Source organism: Chitinophagales bacterium, assembly GCA_019694975.1.
GTDB lineage: Bacteria > Bacteroidota > Bacteroidia > Chitinophagales > UBA10324 > JACCZZ01.
The window spans coordinates 219,261-233,970 of record JAIBAY010000005.1 but is presented as its reverse complement, the minus strand read 5'-3'; the positions used below and the strand labels follow the sequence as shown (position 1 = coordinate 233,970).

The window sequence follows — 14,710 nt, the reverse complement described above, 5'->3', positions numbered from 1 at the left end:
CTATTGCACGATCATAATGACCGGTGATGTCACACTGTTACTCCAATGCCCGGCCCTGTCTTTCAGCTGCACCGTGAAAGTTGCCTCTTCTGAAGTTGCCGTCTGATCTTTCAGGATAATATGTTCCAGTATCACCTTTAATTCACCGGCAATTACAAGGGAGGAACCTTGCGGAGCAAGTGGAATAATGTGAAATTTTTCCGTCAGCGGAAACCGGTTATCTGTTATCCATAGCGATAAGGAGTCTGCGGCATAGTCGCCAAGGTCGCCATCTCCATCAATGTAACTTACGACAAATAAAAGTGAATCCTGCAGATTGTGCACAACAGACGGTGCAACGGAGAATAGCGCGATTTCCGGAACGATGCTTACCGGAGGATTTGCAGAATCGTCCTTCTTGCACGAATGAAGAAAGCACAGCATCGCGAGCAGTAATAATTGCTTCAAAATACTTTGGCCGGAATTTTTCATTGCACGATAAAGGAACAATAAGTTTGAATGTATAGCTGGGATCCGTTTTCCGGAATTTCAGTAGGCGAGCTGTGGTCCTGATCCTGAACATAGGCTCGCATGTAAACGATGTCATTATGTTCAAATGAAGCGGTATTCACAACACAGGAGAGATAGAATGGAAGGTCCTGGCCAAACAGATGCTCAATATGCGGAGCAAACTGCAATTGTAATGGCACTTCAAGCGCCTCACTCCAGTCAAACGGATCGGTTGAGAATTTAACTATATTGAAAGTAAACTGGAAGGGCAGCGTAAGATCATCGTAAATGCCAATCCAGATTTTCACGTTTGTATTTTGTGTTACCATAAATGGGTTGGTGGTAATACCACCGCGCAAAGTATCCACCCTGTAATCACCCTGATCGGGCAGGTAAGCAACGAGCCCGTACAATGCCGGCTGATAATTGGGAATGGATGGAGAATTGCCGAAGAGATCAGGCGCACCTTGCATGATCCATTGGCTGATCTTCTCCCTTTGAGTTGGATATAGAGTATCATAGAGCGGCATCTTGCCTAATGTGGCATCATTGGTGGTTAAACGGTACCATAACCAGGAAGCTGATGTATCGTTGGGTACCACCCTGTACGTGAAAAAGGAATCCGCAGTGTTTTTCAGCACCGCCGCAAGCACAAGCGTATTGTAAGCGCTTTGCACGGTGCGGTAGTCCGGTTCAAAAGTTCCGTCATGACAGCCGCTGACTGCGCATTTCACCGCAAGAATATACTGATGAATACCTGCGAATGTAGATGAGTCGGGTGGCACCACGGGTACTAAGTCCTGATCGTAGGTGATGGTGTCGAATGGATTGAAAGGAAGTTCCGGCAGTTCTGCAATGGGATTCCGGTTGCAGGAAAAAAACAGGCAAGCCAACATACACGGCAAAAGAAACCGCCTGTTCAGCGTGATGCGGGCTGAATTGTTTGATTCAATAAGGCTTTGGTGCATGATGATGATGATAACCTGTTCGCTTTAGCTGTTTATACAAATGCCTCTTCTAAAATTCTTCCGGGCAACAATCCTGCAGGAATGTATTCATGAAAGCCGAGAATACGGGCAATGGTTGGCACGAGGTCAATTGTTTCGCCCACAGGATCAGCATCATTGCCTACCACCTGGTCCTGCTTCACTTTACCTGCAGGCCCCACAATGAGTCCGAAGAGTCTTCGCGAATTGTTATCACTGGTATGATCGAAAGCCCGCAAACCATTTACATCATACACACTGTTCGGTAATTCATTTCGGCCATGATCCGGCATGCAGATCATGATGGTATCATTCTTCAATACAGGATCCTGTTGAATTTTATTCCAAAGCCAGCCAACACCGTAATCTGCTTTATGCATATAGCTGAGGTAATTGGTAAAATTGAAATGACAGGCATCAAGATCGAAACTGTTGATGACAAGCAGTTCAGGCATAAATTTTTGCAGTACCTGCCATGCGTAAGCGATGTTAGTCAGATCACCGGTTAATTCAGCGGTACTGATGCCGGGTGGCAGGGGCCATTCAATTTGACCGGCAGATGTTTTGTTCAGCGTATCATAAATGAAGGCTTTGATTTTTTCGCGGTCATCTGCCGTATTAATGATGCCGGGATAATCAGCCGCGGTTCGGTCAAAGTTTTTATCCAGGAAACTTTTTATGGATTCGATCTTCGTGACATCATCCGGCTGAAAGGTGATGGCATCATTTAAATAGTCGAGACCATAACTGCCGAAGGTGGTTGCCGGTCTGATATAATTTGCACCATACATTGCGCCATACATTCCGTTGCGGCTGTAGTTTAAAGCAGGATATGGGCCAAGCCCTTCACTCATCCACCAGCAATTGACAGCGCTTCTCGCCGGATCGGTATGCTTGCGGTAATACTCAAACACGGTCGGAAAATCCGGATTTTGATTAAGGTCAAGGGATGATTGGGTATAATTGCCGGTGATGGCTGCCGTATGCCCGTTGAAATGGCCGGTCGGCCCCGATGCATAACGCATTTCTTTAAATAAGGTGCCTTGCTTGGCGAGTGGTGTGGTAAGCACCGGTTGCCATGGCATATAAACGAGGTTGGAAGAAGGTTCATTGCCAACGAGCATGTTACGTAACAGGTTACCAGTAGTAGATAAGCCCTGTGCAGACAGATAGGCCTGATCAATTGATTCCTGTTGCCTGACACCGCCGGCAAATAAAACCACCACTACATGATTCACAATACGGTCACCGGTGCCGGCGAATAAACGGCCTTCCGGCAGCAGGTAAGGTGCTGCAAACATGCCTGCTGTTGCCAAACCTGCTTTCCTGATAAATGCTCTTCTTTTCATAGATCAGTTTGAACCGTATTAATAGAATAAATATTCATTTGACTGAGCAAAAGCAGCATAAACCATTTCACTCGTGATGGTGCTGTCATGATTGATCAGGTCCTGGAAGTAATAGGCTTCATAAGCGGTTGGATTCCGGAGGTAGAATTTCAGGTAAGTCCCGTTCACGAAGGCTGTAATGTTGCTGCGCATCTCTTCATTCGAAGGAATACTGATCTGCGGATCAGCCAGCATATTCTCCAGCAATACACGGTTCATGAGTTCTTTATCGCCAACGGAAAGAGCGAGTTCTGCAAGATTTCCCAGATCATCTGCCGGAATGGATTTGTCTGTCAGATTGGAATAAAGAATGGAGATAAAGTGTTCAGCGCTTTTTTGCTTTGTCTTTTCCGCATTGTTCGCGTAAACACTTACCGGTGTTATTTCATAAATGACATTGTCATAAATCACCTGTTGGGAAATGTCTTTTTTACAACTGCCGGATAAAATGCATCCGCAAAACAATAACAGCCATGCTGCGAATTGAATGCGGTGCTCCATGTGAATTTGCCTAAAATCCAGCATACTCTGCCGTTTTAATCAATTGTTTTTGAAACGCCGGATAATCCTTGTTCAGTTGCAGCAAAGCGGCACCTTCCGAAAGTTCCTGGGAGGTAGCATCACGCAAGAGCAGCTGACTGTATGCTTTGATTACGAGTCCTTCATAAAATTCATTGTTAACCGTTGCGATGTAAATGAAGTCACCTTTGCTGTTACCATCCTGCTGAAAAAGGAATGCCGGGTTGCCATCTACCATCGTTGTACCATTGATCAGTTCAGATTGAGTTGGTGATCGCCTGTATAAATCGCTGAAAGCCCCTTTTACAAAATTTTCCGAGCCCATGTTGGTCATGTCATAAAAATAATTGTTGAGGAATGCCGCGTAAAATTCATTCAGCGTTGCTTCGCCAATCATGAATGCATCAGTTATATTTTGCAGCACGTAGAATCTGTTCAGCTCGTACTGGTAATAAATGAAATTATCCACGTTGCCGGCCAGTGAATCGTAGTAATATATCAATGTTATCAGCTTTACTTCCTGCGCGAGCGCCGCACTGTCTGCTGCATTAATGAAATCTGCACTGGCAATGCTGAACAGCACCCGGTAATAGTCTTTTGTATTCATGAGCAGTTGGATAACCGTATCCTTTGCAGCATCACTCAGTTTATTATTGATCAGGTAAAGACGGTTGCTGATGATTTCCTGCTGTGTTGGCGCCCTTCCCATCAGATCAATATACATCCTGTTGATATAGCCGTTGATCTGTGCTTCAGAAACACCATTGTATGGTGGAGGATTATTTCCGGTAATAACTGTATCGATGTGAAGTGCATCAGCTGACTCTTTCGTGCAGCTCAACCAGGCGGCAGACAACAAGAGCATTGAAAAAAACAGCAGGATGGGAAATCGCATGCGTCAATTTACAAATAATAGATGAACCGCAGTTTTATGATATCAAAACGGCATTGCCGGGATCTTGTTGCAATACATCATTGGTTGCATTACATGATTTTTTTTTAAAATAAAAATCCAAGGTGTTGCCGGATTCGTAATTACCGCAATTTTCTTCACCCAAATAAAAAATCCTTTATGAAACAAAAGCTCAACACCCTGGTAAAGGCAGGCCTTATGTTACTGGTAACCGGCTGTCTCCTTTACACCGGCAGTCACCGCGATCAGCTGATAGCGTCCAGCCATCGCGAAGCACCGCTCATCTCAGATGATCCGCTGGCAGACAACACGGATCTTTATTGCTTCCGTTCTCCGGAAGATCCTAACCGGATCATCATCATGGCCAACTACATACCGTTGGAGCTGCCCATGGGTGGTCCTAACTACAACACTTTTGGCCAGGATATCAATTATGAGATCCACATTAAAAACAATGCAGCTACAACGGGTGATGATATCACCTACCGGTTTAAGTTCGAAGCGGTTAATGAAGATCCAACAACCTTCTTTAACATACGGCTCGCGCAGCAAAACATCAAGACCACTTATAAATGCCTGAAAAGCACAGCAGGTGGTGCATTTCAAAAGATTGCTGAAGGACCTGTTCCGCCCAATAACATCGGTCCGCGCTCCATTGAAGATCCTGTAGTGGGTTTAGGAACAAATTATGATCAGCTGATTAGTGATGCCATCACAACGGCCGACGATGGTTCGCAGATCTACTGCGGTCCTGCTGATGATCCTTTTTTTGTTGACCTCGGCGGTATTTTTGATCTCGGACAAACGCGCAACGGAGGAACAGGAGCTGATGCGGCACGTGACGGTATAGCAGGCCGCAATGTGCATGTGATTGCCATGAGCATTCCTATAAACAAACTGCAAAAAGACGGTAAGAGCGTGCAGCAGGCCGCCAATATTCTCGACGGTGATTATGTCATCGGTGTATGGGCTTCTGCAAGCCGTAAGAAGGTGAAGACACTCGATGGCGAAGGCGGTGCCGTAAGCACTGGAAAATATGTGCAGGTTTCGCGCCTTGGCATGCCTTTGACCAATGAAGCAGTAATACCAATCGGTAAAAAAGATCTATGGAACTGGACGACGCCTTACAATGATGCCCAGTTCGAACAGTATTTTACCAATCCTGAGCTGGCGCTTTATATGGACGATGCTTTGTTTGGAACTGCTGTGCCGGCATTCTCGCCACTGCGCATTCAAAAGGCATCTCAAACTGTATTGGGCAACGTGAATTTCGGAAACGGAAATGACGGCCTTTATGTATTGTATGGAAATGCCGCCACAACAGGAACAGCATTGGATCCTGCGATTTTTGGCGGATACCTCTTGCGCGATAACGAGCCACGTTCTGTTGACATTCTGCCTATCTTCTATACCGGTGTTCCGAACCTTGCTCCTTATCAGCTGGCAGTAGGCAAGCCGGATGGCAATCCGCTGGCACCTGGCAAACCATTCGTCAACAATTTCCTGCCGACATTCGGTGATATGCTTCGCCTGAACATGGCTGTGCCGGTCACACCACGTGATGATCCCAAATTCAGTTCTGAAGGCCTGATACAGGCGGCGGTTTTGGGTTTAACAGATCCTGCATACAATGGAACAACAGATCTGCAATTCATTCCTAACATGGATGGCTTTCCTAACGGAAGAAGGCTGGAAGATGATGTTACCCGTATCGAACTGCAGGCGGTAGGTGGTGTAGCACTCGCAGCGATCGGTCTCTGGTATGATGATCATACTATCGGAACAGGCCAAAGTCCTGTAACGCAAGACCTGTTGGATGTGCTGACCTATTCCACCGGTGTGGAATCCAATGACGCACCATTCAAAACATCATTCCCCTTCGTGGCCAGTCCGTGGAACGGATACGACTATCATTACAACTACACGTACTAATCACTTTTGTCAACTACCACAAAATAAACAGACATGAAATCAATCATAAAAATTGCTGCTAAAGCGGTGCTTGTGACCGGTGTCATCGGGGCTTTACTGTATTTCTCCTCCAGGCATACAGATCTTGAAGCATCGAGCCACCGCGAAGCGCCGATGATTGCCAATGATCCATTGGCCGACAATACCGACCTGTATGCATTCAGGAGCCCTGATGATCCGAATTACATCACTATCATTGCCGGTTATGTTCCGCTGGAGCTGCCGCAGGGAGGGCCAAACTACAATTCATTCGGTACTGATGTCTCCTACGAGATTCATATCAAGAATGATGCATCAACTACGGGCGACGACATCAGATACCAGTTTCGTTTCCGCAAGGTAAATGAAGATCCTTCCACGTTCTTCAACATCCGCCTGGGAGCACAGAACCTGAAGACAACATATTCCTGTTATAAAACGGAAAATGGAATTTCAAAAAATATTGTTGCCAATGGAACAGTGCCGCCGCCGAATATCGGGCCGCGTTCTATAGAAGATCCAACACTGGGATTAGGAAGCACGTACGAACAATTATACACTTCAGCGGTGACAACAGCTACGGGTTCGGGTGGTGAAATCATCTATTGCGGGCCGGCTGATGATCCGTTCTTTGTTGATCTTGGCGGTGTGTTTGATCTCGGGCAGACCCGTGCAGGCGGTACCGGCGTGAATGCACCGGTTGATGCGGTTGCCTGCCATAATGTGCATGTTATTGCCATGAAGATTCCGATTTCCACCCTACAAAAGGACGGTAAAAATGTGAGCCAGGCGGCGAATATACTGGACGGTGATTTTGTCATAGGCGTATGGGCTTCAGCCAGCCGTAAGAAGATCACTACACTCAAGTCCAACGGGTCCACGGTATCCATATCAGGACAAGCGCCATTTGTTCAGGTATCGCGTTTAGGCATGCCTTTGACCAATGAAGCCGTGATTCCGATCGGTGACAAGGATAAATGGAATGCTGCTTCACCTTATGACGATGCAGACTTTGAGTCATACTTCTGCAATCCCGAATTGGGCCTGTACATGGATGATGATCTGTTTGGCGGTGCCGTGCCCGGACTGGCTCCTTTGCGCATTCAGAAAGCTTCGCAAACGGTATTAGGCAATGTTGACTTCACCAATGGTGCTGACGGATTATTTGTACTGTATGGCAATGCTGCCACAACGGGAACAGCGTTGGATCCGAATATTTTTGGCGGTTATCTGCTTCGCAAAGGTCAGCCAAGATCAGTTGATTTGTTACCGATCTTCTACACCGGCGTTCCGAACCTGGCACCGTATCAGCTGGCAGTCGGCAAACCTGACGGCAATCCACTGGCGCCCGGCAAGCCATTTGTGAATAATTTCCTGCCAACGTTTGGTGATATGTTGCGGCTGAACATGGCGGTTCCTCCCACACCGCGCGATGATCCTCAGTTCAGTTCAGAAGGTTTGATTCAGGCGGCAGTACTTGGATTAACTGATCCGGCATACAATACATCTACGGCCCTTCAGTTTATTCCCAACATGGACGGATTCCCGAATGGAAGGAGACTGGAGGATGATGTTACACGCATCGAGTTACAGGCAGTAAGCGGTGTAGCACTTGCGGCTATCGGACTCTGGTACGATGATCATACGATTGGCACCGGGCAGAGTCCTGTTACCACTGACTTGCTGGATGTGCTCACCTATACTACAGGTGTTGAGAAGAATGATACGGCATTTCGCACAGCATTCCCATATGTGCAGGTACCATGGAGTGGTTATGGAAAATGCAGTGGGCCTGCCGGTGTTTACCTGACCGGTATGAGGACAGGAGGTTTGGATATCGGAGCGCCTGAAATGGTGGCCGTGCAAAATTATCCGAATCCGTTTACGGAAGTAACCAACTTCAAATACCGTTTATCCACTGATGCCCGCGTAACAATACGCATCATTGACCTCACCGGTAAATTCATTGCTACGGTTGAAGATCAACCAAAGAAAACAGGCAGTTATGAAGTAAGCTGGCATGTTCCTTCCGGCCTGCCTACCGGAGTATACATTGCCACGGTTGCTTACAATGGAATCATTAATGCTACCATGAAAATCAATCATGTGAAGTAACTCACCGTGGTATCTTGCAAAAAACCGGATGAGCTGAATTTTCAGCCATCCGGTTTTTTTTACATAACATTAACCAGGATACTTTATGTCTGACAAAGATTAAGGCATGCGTTACAAAGGAAAAATTCCCCTTGATGATGATGCAAAACTGCCGTGGCAATATAGATTAGCAGACAAGGGAATTGATTTATAATTGATCAGCAGATTGCAACGTGGAAGAAAACCATTGATCATTCTCAATACGATATGCTGGTTTACTTTTCCTGCATAAAGCAGGTTTCTATTGCAACACTATTTTCTTCACCAGTGTTTGATTTTCATCTCTCACCTGCACCACGTAAATTCCTTTGGCAAAACCATTAAGATCCAGTATTGTCTTCTGCCCGTTCCAGTTCAGCTCTTTCACCAAATGACCCATCACATCGAACACAGAAACCCTGAAATCTTTATCAGGATGATTAGCGCCGGTGATAATGAATGTGCCATTCGACGGATTAGGATACAAGGCGAAATCAAAATTTTTGATTTCACCGGCAGTTGTTATCCCTGAAGGATCATCAAACCAGGTAATGAGGTTACAGTTAACATCCAGTGTGGGATTGAATCCATCATCGCAATTGGAGCAGGTGGTGCCTGTCACGCAATTCGGGTTATCCGGATGGCATTGATCCACATACGTTGAGAGAAATTTATAGCCAAGACTTACATTGGATGTTGCGATATAAGGCGTCATATCAAAATCAAAATAACGTGCGATGGAACCCGGGCACCATCCGGCGCGGCTGTAAGTCCAGGTACCGTTTTGCGGCGAGCAATCATCGGGATTAGGATTGCAGGTTGTCCAGTTATGCTGCGAGAAAGCATTGCTGCCATTCACCTGGATATCATGCGTGGCATTATAGAATTCAGCTGCATTGCCGGTATTCAATGTGCCCCAGCCATGGCCGGTGCTTACGAGTTTGAGCGTGGACGCGACGGTAAGCGGAGGATAGGTAAAATTGAAATCAGGAACAGGTTGAAGATTTGCATAATCACCAAACGGATAGATTTCTTTCCACACCTGCGTTACTTTGCTATAGTTATGAGGAGGAGCACCTTCTTTGAAATCAAATTTCAATTCATACAGATATCCATTGGTAAGTGTAAGGCAATTTGCCCTGAACGTAACCTTGCCTTGCAGCAATGACATATAATCAGCCAGATTAATGCTGTGTGAACAGGGAACGCCATAGGGCGTGATGTAACGGATTATCTCGAACCATTCGCCTTCATGACTCATGACGTCTACGCTGGCAACACGGTCCCATGGATCACAGCCACCGGTCGGACAGGTAACGGACAGCGTTGCAATAATTGTATCGAATGCGCCAACATAGGAGGGAAGATTTCCGGTCGCAATCAGTGAAGGTGTGCCTGAATCAAGCCACAGCCCGTTAAAGGCAGCAACATTATTGATATCTGCAACGCCTTGTACTACCGTGGCATCCACGTTTTGCGTATAGACGGCACCAAAGTTACTGGTGGCTTCAATTTTAATGGTGTAGTTTCCATAGGCCGGCGGTGTCCACCAGGCGGTGAAGTGGTTGCCCGGATGACTGGCAGCGGGAAAAGATTGTCCGTTGATAATAAACTGCACGCTCTGCACCGAAAAGAGTGGTGTATCAGGTATCGTTACCATGGCAGCGAGTTGCATGGCAGCCAGCTGCGGCATATAGATGCTGGAAGCGGCAACCGGGTTGAGTGCATCCACAACGGGAACGTTTAATGCAGGATCCACGACGGCGAATGCATTGGTCACCGGCGCTGCAGGATCATACGTTCCATTGCCGGGTTGATCGGCCTGCACTACAACGGTGCCCGGAGTGCTTGTCAGTGTCACTACATTTCCGTTTATCGTTGCCGGCCCTGAGATAACTGAGTAACTGATGGGTAAGCCGGACGTAACGGTGGCATTCAGTTCGAATGGAGGATCTGTTGTGAGTTTGGTGCCAATGGGAGGGAAGGAGATAGACTGAAAAGAAGGATTGAGTGTGCCATTGAAATTTGATGTGGCGCCGGTGAGTGCAAAGTTCAGCAGGTCGCCGTCATACGTTGGCGAATTCACTTCGGTGAGCAACTCGCTGATGCCCGTATTGTCGGCGCCGGGTACTCCCTGGTTGAATTTATAATACATCTGCAGGTTTGGTTCAGTGCCGGTGAGTTCATTAGTCATCAAATCCTGTATCTCCGACTGTGAGAGCGCCTTGTTCCAGACTGACACTTCATCAATGTGCCCGTTATAATTGAAGTTGAAACCGCTCAGAATACTTTTACCGATAGCGAAGGGTGTAGTGGTGTTGGTAATGCTTCCTGATGCAGCGCTGCTTCCGGAAGGATTGCCATTCACATACAGTGTCAGTTGTGAGCCGTTGTAAACCCAGGCAAAATGCTGCCATACCTGCGGAACGGTGGTAAAGTTGGGCGCAACATACTCGTATAATGTGTTCGATGAATTGATAAACCGGCATTCGATGGAGCCATTATTCAGCTGAATCATATAAAATCCGCAGGAAGTGGCACGGAAGCCCATCATACCCTGACCATAGCCGAGGGCATTATCATAAAACCAGCCTGTCATAGTGATACCTGAAGAACCGGCGATTGCAGTTGAACCATTCGTCACGCTCACGTAATCATCCACACCATCGAAATCGAGGTATTGATTGGATTGTGCCTGCAGCTTGAATGGCAAAAGGAAAAAAGAGATGAAGACGAGGGAAAGAAACGCAGTGTAACTTTTTTTCATAGGATGGCTTATGCTTTCTGTTAGCGAATGAAAGTAAATGTAGCATGAAAATCCCGAATCTGTGAAAGCCGGGGCAGTGAATTGAGTTTGGTGATCTGTCGCGGCAAAAGGAGTTCGATAGTCAATGGTCAATGGTCAATATTCAATATTCAATATTCAATATTCAATATTCAATATTCAATATTCAATAGTAGATAGCCGATAGCCGATAATGACCAGTCTATTATGTGAATGTGACAACCAATACTTAATGTTAAGATTCGGATACTCTGTTTCAGTTTTCGTGAAACACACCATTATCCACCCAGAAATAGGTCCAGGTACCACCGGAAGCGGTTGACCAGTCGCTCAGATCGAATGATCCGTTGCCATTCACCTCATTTTCAATTTTATAAACTTTAACGGCCTGGTTGTTCCTGTTCCAGGTTAATTTGGTATTGGGAATACATATTTCAGGTCCAAGGTCTGAGGGCTGCATGAAGAAGGCAGTTCCATTGTTATAACCAAACACGGTGGCTATATTATTGGCATCAATACAAACAGCGGTTTTCTCTTCGCAGGCAATGGCTTTGGCATTCATGTTCCAGTCCTGCATCATGCGCGCAAGAAATGTTGTTGTTCTACCGCGGCGATCAGGGTTATCAAAATGAGTATCAGTGATAGTTTGTGATAGGATGGGAATACTGATGAAGTCATCTTTTCCCAGTGCGACTTTCTGATTATAGGGATTGTTCAGTGCCTGTGAAGAAGTAACCGTGCCGTATTGCGCGGAGAAATAAACATTGCCCAGTATGGCACAACCTGCGCTCGTTCCTCCAACCGGCACATGCTTCGTATTGATCAGGTAGTTGATAGCATCTTCCACCTTTGTATTTTTCCAATACTTCACATAATCCCACTGATCACCGCCGGCAATAAAAAGTGCCTCCGCATTTTTGATTTTCTTTTCAATATTGGCCTTGTTGGCTTTGTTTACGGAATTGATGATGATGGTCTCAACGGAGTTCACATTGCCAAGCCCGTAAATGTAGCTGTCGTATGCATTCGTGCCTGTGGCACGTATCACCACAAAGTCGCCTCCGCCACAGCGGTCGATCATCCATTTAAATGCCTCATCCACATCGGTTCCTCCGCCCATCAGCACAAAGCCTGATTCGGTGACTGTCTGCACATCGCCATTATCTCCGATCAGTGAAGTCTGGTCACCATCTTTTTCCTCTGTGATTGAATTGCCAGCTGCCGGCAGCGGCTGCTCAGCTTTATTACAACTGAACATGAAAGCAAGCAGGAACAGGAGCAGGAAAGATTTGCTGTGTGTTGTGAAAGTGCCTTGTAAACTGGTTTTCTTAATTGACTTCATCATGGTGCTGTTATAGTTTTTGTTGATTCACGAAGTGGCCAAAGTTATTCAATATCGGATTATGAAAAAAAATATCGGGAGATAGAAGATTAGGGTTCTGGTTCGGTGATTAGCCGCTGTTAATCATTCATGATCAAATTTTTTGCCGCCGGTTAGAACGGGCGGCAAAGGATAACGGAGTGGCCTGGCGGTGATGCGCTGCTTCTTTTGAATTTGTCAATGGTGGAAATTGATCACTCAATATTCAATATTCAATTCGATCAACTTGATTCCCGGATGATTGAAGATCATTCAAGAAACGATGTTCCGATTAGCTATACCGTTATCCCTTGCCATTGAATTTATTCAACGGCAAAAAACGGAGTGGCTTGGAGGTGATGTGATACAAGAATGAAAAGGTTCACTGATGGGTATCAACTTGCTCAATAATCAAAATTGAGAATTCAATTTACAAGACACCCTAATGATACATGACTTAAAAATAATTTGACCGTATAAGACAGCAAAGAAATAGCAGCCGGTACATTCTTTATTTCATCCACCAGACCTTTGCATCCTGGTCATCGCCTGACGCGCCAATGGCGTTCATCCAGTTATCCTGGTTGTAGGCTACTTCGGAAGGTGGAATCGGGAAGCGGTAAACATCACTGGCCGATCCTTCATACGGTGTCAGTCCCGTTCTTCTTGCCAAGGCAAATGCTTCCTGCGGCTGGCGGAAGAAATCAATCCAGCTTTGCGCATATATTTCCCTCAGCTGCACTTCTTCGCTGCCGGTGAAGAAGTCAACATTATTTTGTACGGATATGAAATCAAGATTAGCAGGCACTGTGATGTTAGCGGAAAACAGCGTGCCCGGTGGCAGGTGCGAATTGTTCATCACCGTCTGCCAGAAATTGAGCGAGAACTGTATGCCATCAAGGAAAGCCGAACCCGCCATGCCCTGATCCTTTGCCACGCCAATACCCAGAAGGAAGGCTTCAGCACGGATGAAGATTACTTCTGCTCCGGTTATCAATATGTCAGGCTGATAATCCATATCACGGCAGAGATAATAATTGACCGGTGAATAAAGGCAGTCGGAACCTTTGATGGTGTAGTTGATGTCGCGATGATATTCATAAGGAATGCCGCCATCCGGCGTTGCAGCCGGCGGGTCGTTGGGAAATGCCATCCAGCCATTGTTGTTATTAGTCTCAAAAAAATAATAGGCCCGTGGATCGAAGATGCCACTGCCATCGGTGCTGTCGTGGCTGGATAACTGATGCCACATCGTTGTTCCCATCCGCACATCTTTCGATTGGTTGAAGGACCATCCCTTGCTTTCATTGCGATAGCCCAGCCGGTAAGGATATAATGCTGCACATTCACCGGCATCATTGTTCAGTTGTCCGAATTCATTCAGTCCGAATACAGGCCGCTGATTATCAAAAATATCTTTGATGATAGTTCCCGCCAATACCGGTTCTTTATTTACCATGCGCATCGCATAACGCAGCCGCAGCGAGTTGGCAAACTTTTGCCATTTGCCAAGGTCGCCGAAAAACAAGTTGTCGAAGTTTTTAAAAGTTAGTATCGGTTCTTTTGCAGTGGCAGCGGGATCAATATGATTTGCTGCCCATTCCAATTCTTTCAGCAAGTTTTTATAAATGGATTCCTGCGTATCAAACTTCGGATGCAGCCTTGTTACATCCTGGAAACCAAAACCGGCATCAGAAAAAGGAATGTCGCCGAAGAGGTCGGTGACCTTGAAGGTTTTATAAGCGAGGATGATCTTTTCCATCGCCATCATATTTTTCACTTCAGCCGCAGCAGTATCGAGCGATTGAAACCGTTTTTCAAGCTCACGCAGATTCGGCAGCATGGTGTAATAGTTGTCCCATATTTCTTCCGTTCCAAGCGTGTAATTATTCCACCGCACCTGAGGCAGCGCCACCAGCTGCGTCTCTTTATACAATACGGAAATGTTTACATACAGCTGCTCATTCCATCCCGACTGAAGTGAGCTGATGACTGCGTTGAACAGTGCGCCATCGCTTGCCGTGTTAAAGCCATTGGGATTTTTATTGATCTCATCAAAATCTTTTCTGCAGGAAGAGCTGAAGACCACCGCTATCAGCATAAGGTAAATAAAATGCTTATGCAACATGACAAATGCATATTGCAAGCGGTTTTTACGAATGTGAACAGGTGTCTGCATCTTTCTGT

General features: G+C 46.1%; 10 protein-coding genes. 2 read left to right on the top strand and 8 right to left on the bottom strand.

Going from position 1 to position 14,710, the window contains the following annotated elements:
* From K1X61_11330 to K1X61_11310, 5 genes are read right to left on the bottom strand one after another with little or no spacing between them, the layout of a single operon-like run.
* Window positions 1–447, bottom strand: a complete 447-nt coding sequence (locus K1X61_11330; protein ID MBX7109230.1) for a hypothetical protein — start codon at window positions 445–447, stop codon at window positions 1–3.
* 20 nt (window positions 448–467) lie between these two features.
* Window positions 468–1,457: a hypothetical protein gene (locus tag K1X61_11325; GenBank protein ID MBX7109229.1), complete on the bottom strand. Its 990-nt coding sequence runs from the start codon at window positions 1,455–1,457 to the stop codon at window positions 468–470.
* 32 nt (window positions 1,458–1,489) lie between these two features.
* On the bottom strand, window positions 1,490–2,824 hold the full coding sequence (locus K1X61_11320) for a hypothetical protein (GenBank protein MBX7109228.1): 1,335 nt from the start codon (window positions 2,822–2,824) through the stop codon (window positions 1,490–1,492).
* Between the two features lie 18 nt (window positions 2,825–2,842).
* Window positions 2,843–3,364, bottom strand: coding sequence for a hypothetical protein (locus tag K1X61_11315; protein MBX7109227.1), 522 nt, complete (start codon window positions 3,362–3,364; stop codon window positions 2,843–2,845).
* Window positions 3,365–3,374: 10 nt separating this feature from the next.
* The gene (locus K1X61_11310; protein MBX7109226.1) at window positions 3,375–4,277 is read right to left on the bottom strand and encodes a hypothetical protein; all 903 of its coding nucleotides are present in this window, start codon (window positions 4,275–4,277) and stop codon (window positions 3,375–3,377) included.
* A 216-nt stretch (window positions 4,278–4,493) separates the two neighbouring features.
* Here K1X61_11310 and K1X61_11305 point away from each other — a divergent pair, with 216 nt between their 5' ends.
* Both K1X61_11305 and K1X61_11300 read left to right on the top strand, forming a co-directional pair.
* Window positions 4,494–6,227, top strand: coding sequence for a DUF4331 domain-containing protein (locus K1X61_11305; GenBank protein ID MBX7109225.1), 1,734 nt, complete (start codon window positions 4,494–4,496; stop codon window positions 6,225–6,227).
* A 33-nt stretch (window positions 6,228–6,260) separates the two neighbouring features.
* Window positions 6,261–8,360, top strand: coding sequence for a DUF4331 family protein (locus K1X61_11300; protein ID MBX7109224.1), 2,100 nt, complete (start codon window positions 6,261–6,263; stop codon window positions 8,358–8,360).
* A gap of 280 nt (window positions 8,361–8,640) precedes the next feature.
* On the opposite strand, the gene K1X61_11295 is transcribed toward K1X61_11300, so the two are convergent.
* The 3 genes from K1X61_11295 to K1X61_11285 form a co-directional block, all read right to left on the bottom strand.
* Window positions 8,641–11,145: a T9SS type A sorting domain-containing protein gene (locus tag K1X61_11295; protein ID MBX7109223.1), complete on the bottom strand. Its 2,505-nt coding sequence runs from the start codon at window positions 11,143–11,145 to the stop codon at window positions 8,641–8,643.
* 274 nt (window positions 11,146–11,419) lie between these two features.
* On the bottom strand, window positions 11,420–12,508 hold the full coding sequence (locus K1X61_11290; protein ID MBX7109222.1) for a cyanophycinase: 1,089 nt from the start codon (window positions 12,506–12,508) through the stop codon (window positions 11,420–11,422).
* A 526-nt stretch (window positions 12,509–13,034) separates the two neighbouring features.
* Window positions 13,035–14,702: a SusD/RagB family nutrient-binding outer membrane lipoprotein gene (locus tag K1X61_11285; protein MBX7109221.1), complete on the bottom strand. Its 1,668-nt coding sequence runs from the start codon at window positions 14,700–14,702 to the stop codon at window positions 13,035–13,037.
* Window positions 14,703–14,710 lie beyond the last annotated feature (8 nt).